The 19642-nt window shown below is 65.5% G+C and carries 23 protein-coding genes and 1 tRNA gene; 13 read left to right on the top strand and 11 right to left on the bottom strand.

Features of this window, described 5'->3' with window-relative positions:
* Positions 1 to 24: 24 nt before the first annotated feature.
* Positions 25 to 525 carry a MarR family winged helix-turn-helix transcriptional regulator gene (locus BM197_RS01965; protein WP_090708328.1) on the bottom strand — a complete coding sequence of 167 codons (501 nt, stop codon included), beginning with the start codon at positions 523 to 525 and terminating at the stop codon, positions 25 to 27.
* Positions 522 to 2216: an MDR family MFS transporter gene (locus tag BM197_RS01960; protein ID WP_090708937.1), complete on the bottom strand. Its 1695-nt coding sequence runs from the start codon at positions 2214 to 2216 to the stop codon at positions 522 to 524. The genes BM197_RS01965 and BM197_RS01960 overlap by 4 nt, the downstream gene beginning before the upstream one ends.
* A 227-nt stretch (positions 2217 to 2443) precedes the next feature.
* Here BM197_RS01960 and BM197_RS01955 point away from each other — a divergent pair.
* Positions 2444 to 2516, top strand: a tRNA-Arg gene (locus tag BM197_RS01955).
* Between the two features lie 173 nt (positions 2517 to 2689).
* Here BM197_RS01955 and BM197_RS01950 read toward each other — a convergent pair.
* Both BM197_RS01950 and BM197_RS01945 read right to left on the bottom strand, forming a co-directional pair.
* A complete protein-coding gene (locus BM197_RS01950; RefSeq protein ID WP_090708326.1) occupies positions 2690 to 3484 on the bottom strand; it encodes a hypothetical protein in 795 nt (264 codons plus the stop codon).
* Positions 3484 to 3984 carry a hypothetical protein gene (locus BM197_RS01945; RefSeq protein WP_090708325.1) on the bottom strand — a complete coding sequence of 167 codons (501 nt, stop codon included), beginning with the start codon at positions 3982 to 3984 and terminating at the stop codon, positions 3484 to 3486. Before BM197_RS01945 ends, BM197_RS01950 begins: the two co-directional genes overlap by 1 nt.
* 1258 nt (positions 3985 to 5242) lie before the next feature.
* Here BM197_RS01945 and BM197_RS01935 point away from each other — a divergent pair.
* Together BM197_RS01935 and BM197_RS01930 are read left to right on the top strand one after the other, a co-directional pair.
* Positions 5243 to 6913: an FAD-dependent oxidoreductase gene (locus BM197_RS01935; protein ID WP_090708322.1), complete on the top strand. Its 1671-nt coding sequence runs from the start codon at positions 5243 to 5245 to the stop codon at positions 6911 to 6913.
* Between the two features lie 7 nt (positions 6914 to 6920).
* Positions 6921 to 7211 carry a metal-sensitive transcriptional regulator gene (locus BM197_RS01930; protein ID WP_090708320.1) on the top strand — a complete coding sequence of 97 codons (291 nt, stop codon included), beginning with the start codon at positions 6921 to 6923 and terminating at the stop codon, positions 7209 to 7211.
* Positions 7212 to 7507: 296 nt separating this feature from the next.
* Here the strand turns inward: BM197_RS01930 and BM197_RS01925 are convergent, their stop codons facing one another.
* Entirely contained in the window at positions 7508 to 8086 is a 579-nt protein-coding gene (locus BM197_RS01925) for an HdeD family acid-resistance protein (protein ID WP_090708318.1), read from the bottom strand.
* 115 nt (positions 8087 to 8201) lie between these two features.
* A complete protein-coding gene (locus BM197_RS01920) occupies positions 8202 to 9137 on the bottom strand; it encodes an aldo/keto reductase (protein WP_090708317.1) in 936 nt (311 codons plus the stop codon).
* 306 nt (positions 9138 to 9443) lie between these two features.
* Here BM197_RS01920 and BM197_RS01915 point away from each other — a divergent pair, with 306 nt between their 5' ends.
* The 4 genes from BM197_RS01915 to BM197_RS01900 all read left to right on the top strand — a co-directional run bounded on the left by BM197_RS01915 (position 9444) and on the right by BM197_RS01900 (position 11811).
* Positions 9444 to 9947: a flavodoxin family protein gene (locus tag BM197_RS01915; RefSeq protein WP_090708315.1), complete on the top strand. Its 504-nt coding sequence runs from the start codon at positions 9444 to 9446 to the stop codon at positions 9945 to 9947.
* Between the two features lie 118 nt (positions 9948 to 10065).
* Positions 10066 to 10560 carry a MarR family winged helix-turn-helix transcriptional regulator gene (locus BM197_RS01910; protein WP_090708314.1) on the top strand — a complete coding sequence of 165 codons (495 nt, stop codon included), beginning with the start codon at positions 10066 to 10068 and terminating at the stop codon, positions 10558 to 10560.
* Positions 10561 to 10636: 76 nt separating this feature from the next.
* Complete coding sequence (locus BM197_RS01905) at positions 10637 to 11170, top strand: MarR family winged helix-turn-helix transcriptional regulator (protein WP_090708312.1); 534 nt, start codon at positions 10637 to 10639, stop codon at positions 11168 to 11170.
* Positions 11167 to 11811: a PH domain-containing protein gene (locus BM197_RS01900; RefSeq protein ID WP_090708310.1), complete on the top strand. Its 645-nt coding sequence runs from the start codon at positions 11167 to 11169 to the stop codon at positions 11809 to 11811. Before BM197_RS01905 ends, BM197_RS01900 begins: the two co-directional genes overlap by 4 nt.
* A 7-nt stretch (positions 11812 to 11818) precedes the next feature.
* Here the strand turns inward: BM197_RS01900 and BM197_RS01895 are convergent, their stop codons facing one another.
* Positions 11819 to 12625, bottom strand: a complete 807-nt coding sequence (locus BM197_RS01895; RefSeq protein ID WP_090708309.1) for an MBL fold metallo-hydrolase — start codon at positions 12623 to 12625, stop codon at positions 11819 to 11821.
* A gap of 196 nt (positions 12626 to 12821) precedes the next feature.
* Here BM197_RS01895 and BM197_RS01890 point away from each other — a divergent pair, with 196 nt between their 5' ends.
* Complete coding sequence (locus tag BM197_RS01890) at positions 12822 to 13802, top strand: NAD-dependent epimerase/dehydratase family protein (RefSeq protein WP_090708307.1); 981 nt, start codon at positions 12822 to 12824, stop codon at positions 13800 to 13802.
* Positions 13803 to 13956: 154 nt separating this feature from the next.
* Here the strand turns inward: BM197_RS01890 and BM197_RS01885 are convergent, their stop codons facing one another.
* The gene (locus BM197_RS01885; RefSeq protein WP_090708306.1) at positions 13957 to 14616 is read right to left on the bottom strand and encodes a histidine phosphatase family protein; all 660 of its coding nucleotides are present in this window, start codon (positions 14614 to 14616) and stop codon (positions 13957 to 13959) included.
* Positions 14617 to 14760: 144 nt separating this feature from the next.
* Here BM197_RS01885 and BM197_RS01880 point away from each other — a divergent pair, with 144 nt between their 5' ends.
* Together BM197_RS01880 and BM197_RS01875 are read left to right on the top strand one after the other, a co-directional pair.
* Positions 14761 to 15027 carry a hypothetical protein gene (locus BM197_RS01880; RefSeq protein ID WP_090708304.1) on the top strand — a complete coding sequence of 89 codons (267 nt, stop codon included), beginning with the start codon at positions 14761 to 14763 and terminating at the stop codon, positions 15025 to 15027.
* 142 nt (positions 15028 to 15169) lie between these two features.
* Positions 15170 to 16027: a DUF1206 domain-containing protein gene (locus BM197_RS01875; protein ID WP_177216678.1), complete on the top strand. Its 858-nt coding sequence runs from the start codon at positions 15170 to 15172 to the stop codon at positions 16025 to 16027.
* Between the two features lie 86 nt (positions 16028 to 16113).
* Here BM197_RS01875 and BM197_RS01870 read toward each other — a convergent pair whose 3' ends face one another.
* Both BM197_RS01870 and BM197_RS01865 read right to left on the bottom strand, forming a co-directional pair.
* The gene (locus BM197_RS01870; RefSeq protein ID WP_090708301.1) at positions 16114 to 16284 is read right to left on the bottom strand and encodes a CsbD family protein; all 171 of its coding nucleotides are present in this window, start codon (positions 16282 to 16284) and stop codon (positions 16114 to 16116) included.
* Positions 16285 to 16409: 125 nt separating this feature from the next.
* Positions 16410 to 16601, bottom strand: a complete 192-nt coding sequence (locus BM197_RS01865) for a hypothetical protein (protein WP_090708299.1) — start codon at positions 16599 to 16601, stop codon at positions 16410 to 16412.
* Positions 16602 to 16749: 148 nt separating this feature from the next.
* Between BM197_RS01865 and BM197_RS01860 the strand changes: the two genes are divergently transcribed.
* Positions 16750 to 17367: a flavodoxin family protein gene (locus tag BM197_RS01860; RefSeq protein ID WP_090708294.1), complete on the top strand. Its 618-nt coding sequence runs from the start codon at positions 16750 to 16752 to the stop codon at positions 17365 to 17367.
* 49 nt (positions 17368 to 17416) lie between these two features.
* On the opposite strand, the gene BM197_RS01855 is transcribed toward BM197_RS01860, so the two are convergent.
* Positions 17417 to 18142, bottom strand: coding sequence for a glycosyltransferase family 2 protein (locus BM197_RS01855; RefSeq protein WP_090708288.1), 726 nt, complete (start codon positions 18140 to 18142; stop codon positions 17417 to 17419).
* 117 nt (positions 18143 to 18259) lie between these two features.
* Here BM197_RS01855 and BM197_RS01850 point away from each other — a divergent pair, with 117 nt between their 5' ends.
* Positions 18260 to 18523, top strand: a complete 264-nt coding sequence (locus BM197_RS01850) for a hypothetical protein (protein WP_143094958.1) — start codon at positions 18260 to 18262, stop codon at positions 18521 to 18523.
* Entirely contained in the window at positions 18510 to 19610 is a 1101-nt protein-coding gene (locus BM197_RS01845; RefSeq protein ID WP_090708284.1) for a YihY/virulence factor BrkB family protein, read from the top strand. Before BM197_RS01850 ends, BM197_RS01845 begins: the two co-directional genes overlap by 14 nt.
* Positions 19611 to 19642: the final 32 nt, after the last annotated feature.

The following is a 19642-nucleotide window of genomic DNA, read 5'->3' as shown; positions in this document are numbered from 1 at the left end:
AAGACCCGCGTGGCGGGAGCCGACTCAGGGCTGGGGAACGGGACCGGTCGCGATCTCTGCGGCGTCGTTGAGGCGCTCCACCTGGGCTGCGAAGCTTTCGAGCTCCTCCGCCGGCCAGGACGAGAGCAGCCCATGCATGATCGTGCGGTTCGTCGGGTTGACCGACCGCATCCGGCTGGCCCCTTCTTCGGTGAGAACGAGGATCCTTGCTCGCCCGTCGTCGGGGTCGGTGCGTGTCTCGACCAGGCCGAGCTCTTCCAGCTGCCGGACCTGACGGCTGACGACGCTTCTGTCGATGGCGAGCATGTCAGCCGCCACGCTTGCCTGAACGGATCCGCAGCGCTGGATCGTCCGCAGCAGCCGGTAACTCACGGGCTGGAGTGAGGGGTCGACCGCTGTCGCCGCGTTCCGCACGATGAGATGCAGCTTGCGTGACAGGGTGCTGATCGAATCTTCGACGGCGAGGATTGCGGATGCGTGCCGGTCGTCGGATGCTGGGCTGCTGCCTGTCGGTTGGGAGGTCATTCGCTGCTTCTCCGTTGTGCGGACTCGGCGGAGTTCGCGCCCACGGCAGGGGGCGCCTCTGTCGGATTGGCCAGCCCCACCGCGGGCAGGGCGACGCTGGCGGTGGAGACGTCAATGAGCATGTCGTTGGCGTCGTGGCGCTCCCGGGCCTTATCGGCGCCCGGGCGGCCGTTCTGGGTTTTGAGCTGGACGGCATTGAGGGTGCCAAGCGGAACGTTGGGAAGGAAGATGACAGCCACAAGTGTCACGATCGTCAGGGGCACCGCGCAGAGGAAGACGAAGCCGACACCGGATCCGTAAGCGCTTTCGACGACGGTTTTCAGTACGTCGGGCAGCTGGGAGATCTGGGGAATCGTGCCGCTGCCCAGGTAAGTGCCGGCCAGAAGCTGGTCTTTCGGCTGAAGGCCGGCGATGCCATCCTTGATGCTCTGGGCGACGACCGTTCCGAGGATGGAGCCGAGGACCGAGACGCCGATCGTGCCGCCGAGGCTGCGGAAGAACGTGATCGCGCTCGTTGCCACTCCCAGGTTTTTCACCTCGATGGCGTTCTGCACGACGAGGACGAGGTTCTGCATGAGCATGCCGAGCCCGGCGCCGAGCAGCGCCATATAGATGCCGACGAGGATCAGGTTGGTGTCGTAGTGCAGAGTGCCGAGCAGCAGGGACCCAGCCACGGTGAGGATCGCGCCGGACACCATGATCGCCTTCCACTTGCCCCGTCGACTGATCAGGCCACCGAACACCGTCGAGGAGATCAGCAGGCCGGCCATCATCGGGATGGTGAGCAGACCGGACTCTGTCGGAGTGGCTCCGCGAGCGAGCTGCATGTACTGGGCGAGGAAGACGGATGTTCCGAACATAGACACACCGACCGAGATGCTCGCGATGACCGAGAGCGTGAACGTGCGGTTGCGGAACATCCCGAGGGGGATGATCGGTTCAGGCGATTTGAGTTCAACGAAAACGGCAGCTACGAGGAGCAGGACCGATGCGACGACCATCACGACGCTCGGCACCGAGAGCCACTCGAACTGCTTGCCGGCAAGCGACACCCAGATGAGCAGCAGCGAAACGCCGCCCGCGATAAGGATCGCACCGAGATAGTCGATGCGCACGACACGCTTCGGGTGCTTGGGCAGGTGCAGGGTGGACTGGAGCAGGAAAATCGCGACGATCGCGATCGGCAACGCGATGAAGAAGTTCCAGCGCCAGCCGAAGGCATCCGTCACCAGTCCGCCGAGGAGCGGCCCGCCGACCGTGCCGACCGCCATGACGGCGCCGAAGAGGCCGGCGTACTTGCCGCGGTCGCGTGGGCTGATGATGTCGGCCATGATGATCTGGCTGAGTGCGGCGAGGCCGCCGCCGCCGAGACCCTGGAGCACGCGGAAGAAGATAAGTGTGTTGGTGTCCTGCGAGAAGCCGGCAGCGGCAGACCCGACGACGAAGAGGCCGAGAGCCAGCTGGATCAACAGCTTGCGATCGAAGAGGTCAGCGAACTTGCCCCAGAGCGGGGTCGACACGGTCGTCGCCAGGAGGGTCGAGGTCACGACCCAGGTGTATGCCGACTGGTCGCCGCCAAGGTCAGAGATGATGACGGGCAGGGATGTCGCGACCACCGTTCCGGCAAGGATCGACACGAACATGCCCAGGAGAAGCCCGGATAGTGCCTCGAGTACCTGCCGCTGAGACATGGTGCCGTCGGCGGAGGCGGGGCGCTTGGGGCGCTTGGTGTTTTTCGCCGTGGTGGGGCTTGCGGTTCGTGGCATTGGACTCCGGGATAGATCGTTGACAAATATCAACTATACCCCCTGGCCCGCGCATCGGGCCCCGGCTGATGGCTCGATTGGCGCCTGGCGGCGCGGTCATGTAGTCTCTAATACGGCCTGCGAGCGACTACGTTTTGTCGGGCCAAGCCCATGCGCCCGTAGCTCAACGGATAGAGCATCTGACTACGGATCAGAAGGTTGGGGGTTCGAATCCCTTCGGGCGCACGGTATGCCCCGGAAAGACGCCGATTTCGGTCGTCTCTCCGGGGCTTTTTTTGTTCGTGAAATTTACGTGTGCGGCGCTTTTCGAGCCAAGCGGCCGCTCTGGTCGACTCGACGGAGCGGCGGCTGGCCGGCGAGAGCTCGAGACCTTCTATAGAACGTCCGGGGTCCTTGCCTTAGTCGGCTCCTGACGCCGGATAGACGAAGACGTCCACAGAGTTTCCTCGGTAACGGAACCGGATGATGCTCCCGTCCGGGAAACCTTCCAGGTAGTCGCTTCCCAGATCGGACCACGCGTCGATGTCTGCAAAGAGATCGACACCAGGCGGGACACAATTGGCGCCGTCGACCGATTGAATCGAACGATCGACGATCGCGAAGCACTGGAAGCCCTGCTTCTCCTCGAAGTACCACGGCTCGAATCCCCGGTAGGGCTCGTAGCCGCGGATGCTGGAACTCTCGAATCTCGATCCGAAACGATAAGCCAGCAACGAGCGCACGAGAGCGTCTGCCTCGTCCGCGACTGGACTCAAGGTGACATCGGGACGCGGTCCGACGAGCGACGCCACAGTGTTCGCGATGGCAGGAATGGCCACGAGGGCGCCGGCCACGAGCGCGCCGGCCACAAGCGCGCTACGGCGGCGTGTAGCAGTGAGACGATGCCACAGCGACCGCGGCGCGTCCTCACCGGACCCCTCCGGAGTCGCGATGTCGCCTGCAGTGTCCGGCCGACCAGCTCCGGATTCGGTCCTGGTGGAGTCAGCGATCGACGCACCGCCCGCCGCAGCAGGAGCGTCGCGGGTCCCGGCGTCGGCGCCGGCGGGCGAGTCGGCGGTACGTGCCCCCTCAGGCTCCGTCAGCCGTGCCTGCTCTGCGGGGTCGTCCGGTACATCGGGATGCCGCGAGTGTGCCCTCCTGCGGAGAGCCTCCCGTTCGCGTTCAGCGTCTGACGGAGGCGGGGAGGCGTTCATCAGCCGGCCTCCGGCGTGATGTGAACGTAGGCATCCACCCTGTCGCCACGAAACATGAACCGGACAAGGCCCTCGCCGGGCCGTCCCTCGAAACCTTCGAACCCGTCGCCGGACGACGAGACGTCCATGATGAGGTCTGCCGCAGGCGGCGCGCAGCGCCATTCTGAGACGTTGTTGCTTTCCCGGAGCACCGCCACGAGACACGGCGAGTCGAACGCGTTGACCGCGGACCAGATCTCGAGGCCGAGGTATGACCCGTAGGCGCGGAGGGTTGAGGCGTCAATTCCGAACCCGGGCACTTCCGCGATTACCAGTCGGCGAACCTGGCGGTCGGCGTCGGCCGCGGTCAGGTGCAGGGTAGCGTCCGGACGTGTGGACACGAAGAGGACCGTCGAGGCGATCCCGACCGCCATGACCAGGCCGCCGACGACCACGCGATGCGACTCCTCCGCGTTGCTGTCGCGCGTCGCCAGAACAGCCGCGACCACGACGACGACCACGACGACGCTTCCTCCACCGGCGGCGGCTCGAAAGTCGCCGATCCGGACGGCTCCGCCGCTACCTGATCTTCTGCCGAGGCTGTGGTGGCGGGAGCCGGCGTCGGCGCGACATTCGCACAGGCTGCATCTAAGGCCGTGGAAACATTCACCCGACGCGAGACGTCACCGCGATGGGCCGCCTCGAGTTCGCGTAACCTCGCGAGAGCCAGAGGATCGACACCGATGTCCGGATTGCGACCGTACGCCCTCCGACGCAATTGATCGAGCTCGCGGTCGTCTTCGGAAGGGCGCGTGAAGCCTTCCATAGCTGCAAAGTACACCCGCCTGCCCGGGCAAGTCCACGGGTGCCCACGCGTTGGTCACCGCGGGGTAAGGGGCTGACTCACGACCCGAAGATACCGGTACTGGACGTCCGCTTCGCATTGAGCGGTTCGCGACCATGCCTCCCTGATCCGCCAGCTCACTGAAAGCATATGACTGCCTCAGAACCGTGACTGATCCCTAGTATTTGACCGGGTATCCAGGTTGTCCGGTAGCCGTTCCCCATACGGGACGGCAACCATCGCAGCACCAACTGTCTCGAAACTCGAGTGGTCGAAACCGATGAGTTTGGAAGCACTTAGGTTGCGAGACGGTGGGGCCGCTACGGTGATCGCCGTCTCGCGAGGGAACCCCGGCGGGACGGGCTCCGCTTCCGGGGCGCAGTAATCGCCGATGCTGCGCGGGCACACGATTCCTAGTGCGCCCACGGCTCGGAGCCTCGTAGACGCAGTCAGATCGTTTTCCCCGGCGGCTTTGGCCGCTTTGCTCGAACAAAGGCATTCTCCGGACCACGAGCGCCACCGGGGCTCTGGACGTTTGTCGCGGGCGAGGGGCATGCGAGGACGAAGCACGCAGGTCCCGAAAAGGAGTCGCCACTCTTCGCTCTCACTCGAAAATCGTCGCAGCGAAATTATCCGATGAGCGTTGGAAAACTTGAGCAATTTGATATACCCCCGGGGGTATCGTTACGATGAGGTATCAGATACCCCCCGGGGTATGCCCTACCGATAGGAGAAACGAACCTTATGTGCCGAGCTGTGACCTGCAAGACCTGTGGAAAGACGACGTGGGCAGGCTGCGGCCAGCATGTTGACGATGTGATGCGCGGGGTCTCGCGGACCGACCGCTGTCAGGGTCACGACCGCGAGCCGAGCACGGGCGGTTTCTTCTCTCGTCTCTTCTCACGCTGACCACGTCGAAATCGGATAGGAACTGCATGAAAACCATCATCATCGGCGGCGTCGCCGGCGGAATGTCCGCGGCGACACGCCTGCGTCGCCTCGATGAGGCTGCCGAAATCGTCGTCTTCGAGCGGGGCCCCTACGTCTCCTTCGCCAACTGCGGCTTGCCCTACTACGTCGGCGGGATCATTGAGGACCGCGACAGCCTCCTGCTTCAGACACCCAAGTCCCTTGCCGCTCGGTTCCGCCTCGATGTGCGTGTCAATGAGGAGGTCATCCAGATCAATCGCAAGGCGAAGACCGTGCGGGTGAGCAACGTCCTGGACGGCACGACCACGACGGAAAGCTACGATTTCCTCATCCTTGCCGCCGGTGCGACGACGGGCCTACCCCTTTCGGGTCGAGGCGTTCCCGTACGCAGTCTTCGCACCGTCGATGACGTCGATGCCATCACGGCAGTGCTCGAAGACGTCGGCGCCGATGCTCGCGCGGTCGTCGTCGGAGCGGGGTTCATAGGCCTCGAAGCCGTCGAGAACCTCGTGGCTCGCGGAGTGCACGTCACCCTCGTGCAACGTGGCCCTCGGCCCCTCTCCCCTCTCGACCCCGAGATGGCCGGCCCCGTTCTCGAAGCCCTCCTCGATCACGGTGTCGATGTCCACGTCAACAGCACCGTTGTCGACGTCGGCGCGAGTCGGGTGCAGCTCGACGACGGATCCTTCATCAGGACCGACCTCATCATCGAAGCTCGCGGCGTTCGCCCCAACTCGCACCTCGCGCGCTCCGCAGGCATCACCGTCGGGGCAACCGGCGGCATCACCGTCGACGAATATCAGCGCACCAGCGATCCTTCGATCTACGCGGTCGGCGATGCAGTCGAGAAGACGGATGCCATCGACGGGGCCGCGACGCTCGTCACCATGGCAGGACTCGCGAATCGACATGGCCGAACCGCCGCTGACGCCATCGCTGGGATCGCTGAACCCAGCGCTCCGGCACTGGGCACAGCGATCGTCGGCCTTTTCGGGCTCACCGTCGCGATGGTCGGCTGGAGCGAGACCCGTCTAGCGGCATACGGGCGTCCGCACCGGGTGGTGCACACGCATCCGTCCTCGCACGCCGGGTACTACCCGGGTGCCGAGCAGATGTCGATGAAACTGCTTATCGACCCAGAAACCGATGCCATCCTCGGTGCCCAGATTGTCGGTGGCGCGGGGGTGGACAAGCGCATTGACGTCATCGCCACGGCGATGACCGGCGGACTGACCGCCTCGCAGCTATCGAGACTCGAACTGGCCTACGCGCCGCAGTACGGCTCAGCAAAGGACGCCGTCAACATGGTCGGCTACGTGGCCGACAACGTGGCGACAGGATCAACGCAGAGCATTCAGTGGCACGAGGTCGACGACGCCATGGGTGCCGGTGAGACCCTTGTCGACGTGCGCACGGCCGATGAGTTCAGTCGCGGCGCGATACCCGGCGCCGTGTCTCTCCCCCTCGACGAGATCCGCGCCAGGATCTCTGAATTGCCGGACACACCACTCGTTGTTCACTGCCAGGTCGGACAACGCGGCCACACCGCAGCACGACTGCTCACCCAGCTTGGCCGCGATGTGCGCAACCTGGACGGCGGATACCGCACCTGGCTCGCCGGGATGTCCGCGACCGGCACCACAGCCACCACCAATCCATCTCTCGCACACGCCTAGGACCGCTATGTCGACACCAACCGAAGCCCCCATGGAAACCGCCGTAGACAGCCAAAAGAAGATTCTGAACCGCTTGCGCCGCGCCCAAGGCCAGCTGGCGTCAGTGATTACCGCCGTGGAAGCGGGTGCCGAGTGTCGCGACGTGGTCACCCAACTTGCCGCCGTATCAAAAGCACTCGATCGCGCGGGCTTTACAATCGTCTCATCGGCGATGAAAGACTGCATCAGCTCGCCTGGCGACACGGCCGACTCAATCACCGTTGACGAGCTGGAGAAGCTCTTCCTTACGCTCGCTTGAGCGCGGCACTCTCCCGGCCGGGGGCATTGGCCCCACCCCAGCGTCGCTGCCGCCAACGTGGCGCTCGGGTTCGAAGGGCTTATCCGGCGCCTCGATGCGGATGTGGCGCGCGGTCGTGTGCCTGCTCCGTGGACGGATTCCAGCACTGTGGTGCGCAATACGGTCCGAGCCGCCGCGATCGCCCGCAGAGGGTCGTAACCGATCCGCCCGCAGGGTGTGTCTGAACGTGGCACCACCAGGTGACGCGGGTCGGACGATGAGAGTGGCCCACACTGGTGGGCAGGCGACTGCCCACCTCAGGCGGTCTGCGCGGCTCGTGCCCTCCGTCCCAGAGTCAACGCCTGGAAGATCTGGACGAGCCCGGCGATGATGAGCACGATCGCCGCGATCTTGAGCAGGATCACGATCGCTGCCGTGGGAACGAAGAAGATCAGCACACCACCGAGAATGCTGATGATGGCGTAGAAGATGGCGGCACCTCTCGACGCTCTGCTCGACGAGTCCGCGAGGGTTGCTACTCCTTCCACAATCCAGGCGATACCGATAACGTAGGCGAGTATTTCGACCCCGAAGCTGGGATTGATCATGAGATAAACCCCGGCGGCGAGCACGAGCAGGCCGAGAATGATGCTGAGAACGCGCCAGCCAACGCTCTCCGCGGGAACGGTGAAGCTCCGGGCGACCCTCGCGAGTCCGGCGATGACAAAGTACAGGCCGAACAGCCAGGCGACGACGAGGAGCGTCGCATTCGCCCAGACGAAGATGGCGATGCCGATCGCGACAGCGGCCAGCCCGGCGATTCCCAGGGCCAGGCGGATGCCGTTCAGTTGCGACTTGCTGAACTGAGCCGGCTCGACGGTGAATGAGAATGACATGATGCCTCCTGTTCGACTGGCGGGTGTCTTCTCAGGGGGTTTGCTCCGGACGGCCCCGTCGGGACCATGATCGTCCAGTTGCGTGGTTGGTGCCAGCCCCCGAATGACGCGCGTCTCAGGGAACGAGGTGTCCAGCTGCCCTGAACAACTCGTACCATTCGGCCCGAGTGAGCGGGAGGTCGGAGCCGAGGGCCGCTCCCGCGACCCGCTCAGGGCTCGTCGTGCCCAGCACAACCTGCATCTGTGCCGGGTGGCGGGTGATCCATGCCGTCGCGATGGCGATTGGCGGCACGTCGTACTGAGCGGCAAGCCGGTCGATCACGGCATTGAGCTCGGGATATTCCGGAGACCCGAGGAACACCCCGGTGAAGAATCCCGCCTGGAACGGTGACCATGCCTGCAGTGTGATGTCGTGAAGGCGGCAATAGTCAACGATGCCGCCTCCGTCGAGCGTCACCGACTGCTGCTCGCCGAGCATGTTCGCCGCGACGCCCTGCGAGACGACCGGTGAGTGGGTGATCGAGAGTTGCACCTGGTTCGCGACGATCGGCTGCCGCACAAAACGCTTCAGCAGATCGATCTGCCGTGGCGTGTGGTTGGAGACGCCGAAGGCGCGCACCTTCCCGGCGGTCTCGAGCTCATCGAAGGCCCGAGCAACCTCTTCCGGCTCGACGAGCGCGTCGGGCCGGTGCAGCAACAGGATGTCGATGCGGTCGGTCTGAAGGGCGTCGAGCGATCCGTTCACCGATTCGATGAGGTGCTCATAAGAGAAATCGAAGTAGGGGCCATCCCCGACGATCCCGGCCTTCGTCTGGATGGTGATCGCATCGCGGTCGGAGGCGGTGAGCTGCATCGCCTCCGCAAAACGGCGCTCACAGCCATGCAGATCGTTCCCGTACACGTCCGCGTGGTCAACGAAGTCGATGCCGGCGTCACGGGCGGTGCGCACCAGTTCGCGCACCTCGTCATCCGTCTTGTCTTGGATGCGCATCAAGCCGAGGATGACGTTCGGGGCCTCGATGTCGGTGTTCGGCAGGGTGAATCTCTTCACGGAGTTCCTTTCGGGATGGCGGGCTTTCCGTTGGATGCGATGCATGCCCACTTAAGCACTTCCGGTGGTGAAAAGTCCACACGATTCTTCACGCCTGCCCGGGCTCCGTAGTTGCGCTCGGCGCCGCCTCCGGGCATGGAATCGCTCGCCGGTCATCGGAGCGAGTTGCGCGCCTTTTCGGTTAACCTGGTTCGGTGCCGTCGCCTGTTGAGAACTCGGGGGACGCCGTCATGGGTTCACCGGAGTGAGCACAGGGGGATGTCACCGTGCAGTCCCGCGCGTAGGCTCGTCGCCCAAGGAGGCGACATGAAAGCACTGGTGATCGTCGAGTCGATCTGGGGAAACACCGAGCAGCTTGCCCGTGAGGTCGCGGTTGGGCTCGGCGGTGGACACACCGAAGTGGTGGACGCGGCGTCGGCGCCTGCGGGAATCGAGGCGGATGTCGACCTTGTCGTCGTTGCCGGCCCGACACACGCGTTCTCCATGTCGACAGCCGCGACTCGGGAGGCGGCGCGAAAACAGGGCGCTGAGCGCATCCCGGATCGGGGCATCAGGGAATGGATCGAGGCGCAGCCATCGCCGGGCCGCGCGATACCCGTGGCGACCTTCGACACACGGGTCGTCAGCCCACGGCTGCCCGGGTCTGCGGCGAGGAAGGCGATGAAGCGCCTCGTTGCGCTGGGGTTCCGACCCGTCGCTCATCCCGAGACGTTCGGCGTTCACGGGTACTCCGGCCCGTTGGCTGACGGCGAAGCTGAACGTGCGAGACAATGGGGTGAGGAGCTCGCCCGGCTTCTGCCGGTCCAGTGACCGACCCGGTCGCTGAACGCGGCTCATGGTCGGTTCCTGCTCGAGGATTCAGGGGAGCGTGTAGCCACGATGTCGTGGGCATGACCCGGCCGCGCCGCGCCGGTACCCTGAGATCATCATGAGTGACGACGACGAAGTAGACCTTCTGGTGGATGCTTGGGCAGACCGGCTGCCCGATGTGGACTTCACCCCGCTGGATGTCATGTCCCGCCTTCGGCGTGTTGCGCTCCGACTCAACACGCTCCGTGCCGCTGCATTCCGCAGCGCGGACCTCAGCAGCTGGGAGTTCGATGTCCTCGCTGCCCTGCGACGCGCAGAGCCTCCTCATGAGATGAGCCCGATGGAGCTGTCGCGGGCGACGATGATCGGTACCGCCGCGATGTCGAATCGGCTCGAGAACCTCGCTGCGCGCGGCCTGATCGAGCGGAAAGCCAACCCGCGAGACGGCCGGAGCAACCTCGCCCGCCTGACGCATGAGGGGGCATCCCGGGTCGACGCAGCCATGATCGCACTGGTTCGGTCAGAGGCCGAGGAACTCGAGGTCCTGACCAGCCAGCAACGGGCTCAGCTTGCCAGCCTGTTGCGGCTTCTTGGCGGCTCGTCGGGAGGGTAGGCGGGCCGCAGGTGTACCGCGCGTGGAGGGCCGCGCGAAACCGTGAAGTACGGTAACAATGTAGTAGGGTACGAATATGTCTCCCGCGCCCAACCCCCTCGACCTGCTGCTCGAAATCGGCGAACTGTTCCGAGACGACATGGCCCGGGCGTTCGACGGCACCGGCCTCACCGTGTCACGCACGCACCTGCTGTGGGTGCTGGCCGGCACCGGCCCGTCCACCCAACAGGCCCTCGCCAGCGCGATGGAGGTGAGCGCCCGCAATATCACCGGCCTCGTCGACGCTCTCGAGGCCTCCGGTTACGTGAAGCGCTCGCCGCATCCGTCCGACCGAAGGGCGACGATCGTCTCACTCACCGACGTCGGCGAAAAGACGATGAAGACCATGGCACGCGACCACGCGCAGTTGTCGCAGGACCTGATGGATGCCGTCGACCCGGCCGATCGCGCCGGCCTCACCCGTGGACTCGATGCCATAGCAACCCGCCTGCGCGCCCTGATTGCCGCCGATGCCGCTGCGGGGCCCGCCGCCGCTGCGGGGCCCGCCGCCGCTGCGGGGCCCGACACCGTAACAGGGTCCGACACCGTAACAGAAGAGGACGCGTCGTGAGTACTGGCACCGTTGCATCCCACCGCCGGTCGCTGTGGGAGAGCACGAAATACGTCGCCCGGCGTGCGATCACGATGGAGATCGGGATCTGGCAAAGCCTCTACCGGTTCGTCTTCCGGCGGCCGCGGGTGCCGGCAGGCGCTGTCGGGTTCACGTATCACCGGCAGGTCTGGACGATCCTGATGATCTTCATCGGGCTCTCCGCCTTCGAGATCCCGATTATCGACCTCATCGTCCATCGCTGGCCGGTCGTCCGCATCGCGTTCCTCGCCCTCGGCATTTGGGGGCTCACCTGGATGATCGGGCTCGCGCTGGGCTTCATAACGAGGCCGCACGCGGTCGGGCCCGAGGGCATCCGCGTCCGCAACGGTGCTGAGACGGATGTTCCGCTCCCGTGGGATGATGTCGAGTCCGTGAGCCTCGCCAAACAATCGGACGAAGCGAAGGCGCCGCGCGTCACCGTCGACGACGAGGGCAGGCGCACCCTGTGGATGCGCATGCAGAACGAAACCAACATTGAGGTCGCCCTTGAACGCACGAGGCAGATCCGGCTGCCGTCCGGCACCGAGACCGTCGACGTTGTGCGCTTCTGGGTTGACGAGCCGAAGGACTTCCTCGCGGAGGTGCGCAAGCACATCTGACCGCGGGTCAGGTCGCCCCGGTCGCCTTTGCAGACTGCACCGCCGCGCGAATGCCGGCCAGCCAGGGCTCGCCGTGCCCGGGCAACACGATCATCGCGCCGGTCTCAGCGAGCGGAACGAGCGACTCCATCGCCTGCTCGGAGTTCGCCGTCGCAGCACCGGCAATGATCTGCGCACCCCTCGCTCCCTTGTACGGGTCGAGCGTCACCAGGGCATCGCCGGTCAGGAGTGCATCCCGGTCGGGGAGATGCAGGGCACAGTGCCCACGGGTGTGGCCGGGCGTGAAGACGACGGTCGGGTGGCCGGGGACGTCGATGACACCCGATGAGGGCAACATCCTGACGTCACTCACCCCCTTCACCGTCAATGCGCCAGCGGCAGTCATGGCGGCGAGCACCCGGGTGGACCGCGGGTACTTGAGCGGGTAGAGGAACGGCGTGCGTTCGCGCTGGTAGCGGTACGGATGCGCGGCGAGCTCGCGGTCGGCCGCGTGAACCCAGACCGGCACCTGCAGCTCACGCACCGCACGGGCCGCGAATCCCACGTGGTCGAAGTGTGCGTGCGTGAGAACCAGCGCAGAAACATCCGACGGCGACCGGCCGATTTCGGACAGCGCCGACAACAGGTGTGGCCAGGTCGACGGGAACGCCGCGTCGACGAGAGTCACCGCTCCTTCGTGCTCCACAAGGTAACAATTCGTATAGGCGTGTTCAAGACGGTGGATGCCGGGGGCAACGTCGCGGGTGAGGGTCGCCCCACTGCCGGACTTCCGCGTCGCTCGGCCGCCGGACTTCTTGCGGGTCGATGTGGTCATTGTCGCGCCTTCCCTTCTCGTCGAGCGTTCACAGTACGCACGGCCGAATCCGGTGACAAGGGGCTTGCCAGCAGCGGCGAGCAGCGAGCGCGTGCGGGTTTCGCGTCAATGGCGCGCTGCTCCCTCCAACCGGAATTTCCGTCCCTCGCCTGACGTAAACTCGCAGCACACACCACGTCAGGGAAGAAGGTGCCGGATGCCACGGACCGTCATCATCGGAGCAACCGGCCACGTCGGGAGTTACCTCGTACCCCGGCTGGTCAGCGCCGGGCACGACGTCGTCGCCGTAAGTCGAGGCATCCGGCCGCCATATCGGGACGATCCGGCGTGGCAGCAGGTGGAGCGGGTGGACCTCGACAGGGAGTCGGGTGACGCCGACGGCACGTTCCCTGGCGCGATCGCCGACCTGAACCCCGACCTCGTCATCGACATGATGTGCTTCACTCCGGAGTCAGCCGCCCAGCTGGTGGAGGCGCTTCGTGGCCGGGTGCAGTTGCTGGCCAGTTGCGGGACGATCTGGGTTCACGGTCCGGCCGTCGCTGTCCCCACGCGGGAGTCCGATGAGCGCGAGCCGTTCGGCGAGTACGGAATCGGTAAGGCGGCGATCGAAAAGCTGCTTCTCGCCGAGTCGAGCCGGGAGGGTGGACTTCCGTGCACCGTCCTGCACCCGGGGCACATCACCGGCCAGGGCTGGCCGATGGTGAACGCGGAGGGAAATTTCGACCTCCGCGTGTGGGAGGCGCTCGCCGCGGGGTCGGAGCTCGTGCTCCCGAACCTCGGACTCGAGACGGTGCATCACGTTCACGCCGACGATGTCGCGCAGTGCTTCCAGCGGGCAATCGGGCGGCCGGCGATGGCGGCCGGTAAGAGTTACCACGTCGTTTCGGAGCGGGCGATGACGCTTCGCGGGATTGCCGAAACGGCCGCGGGATGGTTCGGCCAGGATGCCCGGCTCTCCTATGGTCCGTTGGAGGAGTTTTTGACGCTGCTCGAACCGGAGCACGCGGCGGCATCCCGCGACCACATCACCCGCAGCCCGTCGATGAGCATTGCGGCCGCGCAGTCAGACCTCGGGTATGCGCCGCGGTACACGTCAGCCGAGGCGATCGCCGACGGGCTCCGGTGGCTTCTCGCCGAGGGCAGGATCGACACCGGAGGGCGGCCGCTCCGGGCCTGACCGGGGCCTGGGTCGGCGAGTGTGCATAACTCCGCCAATCGGCGGCGCGTCGGCGCCACGGTCGCGGATGTCTGCGGCGACCCGGTCGCACGTCGAGAGTGAGGCTGAATCGTGCGCAGCAAGCGTCGACGTCACGTCGACCGCCGTCGACCGTTCAGGCCAGCGACTCACCCGTCGGGTCGTCGGCCGAGACATCCAGCAGCTGCGGGCCGCCGATCGGCGTACCGTCCCATTCCTCAACGACCCACCCGTCGGCCATGCTTCCGTTCGCGATGACGATTCCGGTGTTCGCCAGGGCGTTCGCCGCCGCGTGCTGAACGTCGACGTTGCCCGTCCGCCCCGCCGTCCAGGTCCGGATGGCAGCGCCGTGGCTGACGACGGCAACGGTGCCGTCGTGTTCGCGCTCGATCGCCTCGATCGCGTTGTCGAAGCGGCCGAAGAACTCGTGACCGTCCGGCCCGCCTGGCATCGTCACATCCAGTTCGCCCGCTGCCCACGAGAACGCGACCTCCATGTAACGGATCTGGTCGGCGTAGCTGCTGAGCCCCTCCAGCTCGCCCGCCTCGATCTCGTGCAGGCCCTCGGTGATCCGCCGCGCCAGGCCGCGCTCCTCGGCCAGTGGCTCTGCGGTGAGCTGGGTGCGCAACAGCGTGGAGACGAAGATGCCCTCGATCGCCTCGTTCCGGAGGGCGCCGGGAACCGCTTCAGCCTGACGTCGACCGAGTTCGGTCAGCCCTGGACCGGGGTGCGCGGTATCGAGCAGGCCGAGAACGTTCGCGGGAGTCTGACCGTGGCGGATGAGAAGAAGTCGCATAGACCTCCACCATACGCAAGATACGCCCGCCGGGGTCGGGGTGGTTCCCGCAGGACCGCTGAGCGGTCCAAACTGCCGCTTGGCGTGTCCCGTGAATCGGTCTATGCTTCGTTAACATTCGAACATATCTACGAAGAAGGCATCATGAACACTCTGACGGATCGAACTGCAACGATCTGGACCGACGGCATCCTGCCGTTGCGGATGTACTGGCGTGACCGTCGCTGGCGGGTGTCTGACACACCGACGGCACTATTCGGAGAACCGGAATACGCGCACCCGCTTCTGACGCATTCACCGTCGGTTCGAATCGGCTGGAGGTTCCAGGCGACCGACGACAACGGGGAATCGGTGGTGGTCGACGCGGTGAACATCGAATCGGAATGGGTCATCGTTCGCACCTACCAGTGAGAACGGCTCGGATTTCTCGAGCCGGATGCCTCGCGGTGGCGCGGGCTGCCTCGGATCGTTCCTAGGATGAAGGCGTGACTGCCGCACCCGATCCGTTCCCGCATACAGCCCGGGATGGTCGGTGATGGCCGGGGCGCAGGCGGTGCCACAGGAATCGGGCCGCCGACGCGACGAGGTGAAAGCCGCGACCCGGCGCGCCAACCGGGACCCCAAGGTGCGAGGCTTCGGCCGCGCCGGCCTGATCGCGAACGGCTCCATCCATGTTCTCATCGGCGCCATCGCGATCGGTGTGGCCTGGGGGAGCAAGGGCCAGGCGGACCAGTCCGGGGCGCTTCGGGCCGTCGCAGCCACCCCGGGAGGCGGCATCCTGCTCTGGGCCGCGACGCTTGCCTTGTTCGGCCTCGCCGTTCTGCAGTGGACCGAAGCGGCCCAGGTCGAGTCGGACAAACGCCGTCTGGTCCTCATGCGCCGGATGACGAACATCGCGAAGGCGCTCGGCTACGCGGCGATCGGCGTCGTCGTCGGCTTTTATGCGTTCGGCGGTCGGTCGGATGCCTCAGAGACCTGGCAGGACCTCAGCAGAACCCTGCTCGGCACCCCGGGTGGCGTGGTCGGGCTTGTTGCGGTCGGTGTGCTCGTCGGGACCGTGGGCGGAACCCTCGTCTTCCGGGGTGTGACCCGGAACTTCCGCGAAGAGCTGAAGCCGGTCGATGGTGGCGTGTCGTGGTTCGTCGATGCGCTCGGTGTCGTGGGCCACGTCGCCAAGGGGCTGGCACTCGTCATCACCGGTGCCCTGTTCCTGGCCGCGGCCGCGTTCACGGATCCCGGCCCGGCGCGTGGTCTCGACGGGGCTCTCAAATGGGTGGGGACCTTGCCATTCGGCGATGCGCTGCTCGTGCCGATGGCTAGCGGGTTCATCGCGTATGGCGCCTACCTGTTCGCTCGCGCCCGGTTCCTGCGCAAAGGACCCATGGTCGTGACCTCGATCAACGAGCGCTGATTAGCTTCGGCTGCGGGATCGTTAACGGAAAGTGGCCCGGTCTCCGCAAAGGCAGCGGAGCCGGGCCACGGGGGTGAGGACCCGCGTTACTTGAACGCGTCCTTCACGTTCTCGCCGGCCTGCTTGAGGTTTGCCTTGGCCTGGTCTCCCTGGCCCTCGGCGCGAAGTCGATCGTTGTCGGTTGCGTCGCCGATACCTTCTTTGGCTTTCCCAGCAGCTTCTTCAGCGGCGTTGCCAATCTTGTCTCCGAGTCCCATATGGTCCCTCGCTTTCTGTTGGAGGCGATCCGCGACAATCCGCGGCCGAACTCTTCAAGGGTAGGCGGGGCGAATATGGCGCTCAAGGGCCTTGACATCCGGTGCCGATCTGAGAAGCCAGCTGGTCACAGATCATCCTGCGTGGATCGTTCGTCTGCCAGTTGGGTCGAGCCTGTGCCGTCCGGATCTAGCGGTGGTACCGTGCTTTCCTCGCCGATATTCTCCTGTGCGTCCTGTGACGTACCGCCGCCGGTCGCGGTGCTGCCCGGGCCGATGAGTGCTTCGTCCGGGGCATTCTCTTCACGTGGGTCGCTCATCGCATCTCCTTCTCTCGGTGGCCAGTCTTTCAGGGGCCGGTTCGTCGGGGGCCAGTCTGCCGGTGTGGGCCGAGCGGGTCAAGCGCCGCCGCAGCGCCCCAACCGCAAGGCCTTGACCCGGTCATCGCAACCCGGCTTCACTGGCCGGATGGAATCTTCAGCACTGACCGCGATCGCCCTCGTCTGCACCCTGACCCCCTCGCCGGACCCCTCCAGCAGCGACCTGCTGGCCGACCAGTTCCTCGAAGCGCTCAAGAGCCATGGGGTCGACGGGAGCAAAGTGCGCGTTGTCGACCACGACGTCAAGCCCGGGGTTCAAACCGACATGGGCGAGGGGGACGCCTGGCCGTCGATCCGCGAGCAGGTTCTCGCTGCGGACATTCTCCTGGTGAGCACGCCGACCTGGGCGGGACACATGTCCAGCGTTGCGTCGCGGGTCGTGGAGCGTCTCGACGCGGAGCTCTCGGAGACGGATGCCGACGGTCGGCCGGTCCTGTACGACAAAGTCGCCCTCGTCGCCGTGGTCGGCAACGAGGACGGTGCTCACAAGATCAGCGCGGACCTGTTCCAGGCGCTCAACGACTACGGGTACACCATCCCCGCCCAGGGCGTCTCGTACTGGAATGGCGAGGCCATGCACACCACCGATTACAAGGACCTCGACAGCACACCGGAGGTCACGGCATCCGCTCTGTCAGCTGCGGTGTCGAATGCCGTCCATCTTGCGGGGCTGCTGAAGACGGGTCACTACCCCAAGACGGATTGATCGCCGGTCCGCTTGGCTCCGTGTCAGGGCGAGAGGGACAGGGCGAAGGTCAGGTCCAGAGCGCGCGGCGCCGCCTCCGGGTGGCCGGTGACTCCCGGAGAACATTCACGGCGACCGTGATGACGCCGAGGCGCACCCGGTGCACGAACCCGCCGACTCCGAACGGGCGGGCGGACACCCGGACCAGGAGGCCGCGGTCGAAATGCACAGTCATGCCCGGACGGAACTGGAAGCTCAGATCGAGGTCGTCGTGCACATCGTCCCGGTCGAGGTGGGCCGACTCCCGCAACTCAAGCCATGCATCGGCGCGGAGGGCGTAGTTCGAGCCGAACAGCGGCGGGTGGCCGAGCAGCATCCCCATCGCCCGGAAGTAGGCGGGAAGGTAGCAGGATCGGCCGAACCAGCGCTGGAAGGCGTTCCCGCCGTAGAAATCGGCGGTCCCGGTGATGGCGGATGCTTCCGGGTGCGCATCGAGTGCGGCCACCGCCCGCGCCAGCCAGTCCGTCGGTGGGATGGAGTCGGCGTCCAGCCGCGCGAGGATCTCGCCTCGTGCGGCGTCGAATCCCGCGCTCGTGGCCGAGGGGATGCCGCGCTTCGGCTGGAACACCACGCGAGCGCCGGCCGCGTGCGCGACCTGCGCCGAGTCATCCGTGCTGGCGTTGTCGACGACGATGATTTCGTCGGCCGGGCGGGTCTGCCGAGCCAGTGCGGTCAGGCACGTCTGCAGCATCCCTGCGTCGTTGTAGACGGGGATCACGACGGAGATTCTGCTCACGATCTCAGGATAGAAGGCGGTTTACCGGCCGGCGCAGGGGTTGCGTGGGCATGGCAGCTCGATCTGGCGGGGGCAAGCCCTCCCCTCATTCCACGGCTGAGGATTAAGGTGAAGGACATGGCTGATGAGAATGGCGTCGTGATGACGCTGCCCACTGACCGCCGCGAACGCGACAGCAGTATGGGCGAGCAGGTTCGGATCCTCAACCTCGAGGAGATCCGGGAAGATCTGGCGTCGACAATGGCGGAGATTCGTCGTCGCGTGTCGCTGGGGATGTTCCTCGGAGTGGCCGCCGGCTTCGTCGCCATCATCGTCGCCTCGATTGTCGCCATCGCGACGGGTGACCACGGGCAGGACCGCGGCGGCTATGACCCGCGATAGAACAGACAACGAGAGCGACGAAGAGGCGAAGGAGGAGAAGGAGACTGCGCTGGCGGGGGCTCCATCTGACATCGAACTCGCTGTGCAGGCGCCATCGGATGCCGAAGTGCGCACGCCCCCGAAGGTGAAATTCAAGGACCTTCTGCCCGTGTATCGCCGGGCATTCCGGGAGTTCGGCAAGGATCAGGTCACCGACGTCGCTGCCGGCCTCACCTATTTTGCGGTCCTCGCGCTGTTCCCCGCCCTCCTCGCCATCGTCTCCTTGCTCTCGCTCATCAACCAGGCATCCAACGTGACCGATCAGTTGCTCGCCGTTTTCTCCTCGATCGCCCCTGAGGACACCGTGAAAGCGATCAGAGGCCCGATCGAGGATCTCACGGCGACGCCGGCTGCCGGTCTCGGGTTCGTCGTCGGCCTTGTCGGTGCGATCTGGTCGGCATCCGGATTCGTCGGAGCGTTCTCGCGTGGCATGAACCGGATCTACGGCGTGAGGGAAGGCCGGCCCTACCTGAAGTTCCAGCCGGTGATCCTGCTTGTCACGATCATCTCGCTCGTCATGCTGACCGCGATGGCGTTGATCCTTGCACTGAGCGGCGACATCGCCGAGGCGATCGGGAACTACATCGGAATCGGCGAGACGACGCTTCTCGTGTGGAACATCGTCAAGTGGCCTTTGCTTGCAGTCCTGGCCATGCTGATCCTCGCCATGCTCTACTACGCGACGCCCAATGTGAAGCAGCACAAATTCCGCTGGCTTACCATCGGGTCGCTGACGGCCCTGGTCGTTTGGGCAGCGACGACGTTGGGCTTCTTCTTCTACGTCTCCAACTTCGGCAATTACGACAGGGTCTACGGAACCCTCGGTGGCATCATCGTCTTCCTGCTCTGGCTCTATCTCAGCAACATGGCGATACTGTACGGTGCCGAGGTCGACTCGGAGATCGAGCGGATGCGCGAACTGCGGGCAGGGATCAAAGCGGAGTACGCCGTGCAGCTGCCGCTGCGGGGGACCGCCAGGATCGAAGCGGCGATCGAGGCCGAGGCCAAGTCCGTGCTCGAGGCGAAGAAGACGCGCCAGGAGGGCTGACCCGGTTGAATCGGCGCGGCACAAGGAGATAG

Origin of the sequence: Mycetocola miduiensis (genome assembly GCF_900115155.1) — a bacterium.
Lineage (GTDB): Bacteria > Actinomycetota > Actinomycetes > Actinomycetales > Microbacteriaceae > Mycetocola_A > Mycetocola_A miduiensis.
The sequence above is the reverse complement of the archived record's forward strand: the minus strand, read 5'-3'. Positions and strand labels throughout refer to the sequence as shown.

Coding starts and splice junctions, on each gene's coding strand:
- BM197_RS01965 (WP_090708328.1), bottom strand. CDS start 525: ATGACCTCCCAACCGACAGGCAGCAGCCCAGCATCCGACGACCGGCAC.
- BM197_RS01960 (WP_090708937.1), bottom strand. CDS start 2,216: ATGTCTCAGCGGCAGGTACTCGAGGCACTATCCGGGCTTCTCCTGGGC.
- BM197_RS01950 (WP_090708326.1), bottom strand. CDS start 3,484: ATGAACGCCTCCCCGCCTCCGTCAGACGCTGAACGCGAACGGGAGGCT.
- BM197_RS01935 (WP_090708322.1), top strand. CDS start 5,243: ATGAAAACCATCATCATCGGCGGCGTCGCCGGCGGAATGTCCGCGGCG.
- BM197_RS01930 (WP_090708320.1), top strand. CDS start 6,921: ATGTCGACACCAACCGAAGCCCCCATGGAAACCGCCGTAGACAGCCAA.
- BM197_RS01925 (WP_090708318.1), bottom strand. CDS start 8,086: ATGTCATTCTCATTCACCGTCGAGCCGGCTCAGTTCAGCAAGTCGCAA.
- BM197_RS01915 (WP_090708315.1), top strand. CDS start 9,444: ATGAAAGCACTGGTGATCGTCGAGTCGATCTGGGGAAACACCGAGCAG.
- BM197_RS01910 (WP_090708314.1), top strand. CDS start 10,066: ATGAGTGACGACGACGAAGTAGACCTTCTGGTGGATGCTTGGGCAGAC.
- BM197_RS01905 (WP_090708312.1), top strand. CDS start 10,637: ATGTCTCCCGCGCCCAACCCCCTCGACCTGCTGCTCGAAATCGGCGAA.
- BM197_RS01895 (WP_090708309.1), bottom strand. CDS start 12,625: ATGACCACATCGACCCGCAAGAAGTCCGGCGGCCGAGCGACGCGGAAG.
- BM197_RS01890 (WP_090708307.1), top strand. CDS start 12,822: ATGCCACGGACCGTCATCATCGGAGCAACCGGCCACGTCGGGAGTTAC.
- BM197_RS01885 (WP_090708306.1), bottom strand. CDS start 14,616: ATGCGACTTCTTCTCATCCGCCACGGTCAGACTCCCGCGAACGTTCTC.
- BM197_RS01880 (WP_090708304.1), top strand. CDS start 14,761: ATGAACACTCTGACGGATCGAACTGCAACGATCTGGACCGACGGCATC.
- BM197_RS01870 (WP_090708301.1), bottom strand. CDS start 16,284: ATGGGACTCGGAGACAAGATTGGCAACGCCGCTGAAGAAGCTGCTGGG.
- BM197_RS01865 (WP_090708299.1), bottom strand. CDS start 16,601: ATGAGCGACCCACGTGAAGAGAATGCCCCGGACGAAGCACTCATCGGC.
- BM197_RS01860 (WP_090708294.1), top strand. CDS start 16,750: ATGGAATCTTCAGCACTGACCGCGATCGCCCTCGTCTGCACCCTGACC.
- BM197_RS01850 (WP_143094958.1), top strand. CDS start 18,260: ATGGCTGATGAGAATGGCGTCGTGATGACGCTGCCCACTGACCGCCGC.
- BM197_RS01845 (WP_090708284.1), top strand. CDS start 18,510: ATGACCCGCGATAGAACAGACAACGAGAGCGACGAAGAGGCGAAGGAG.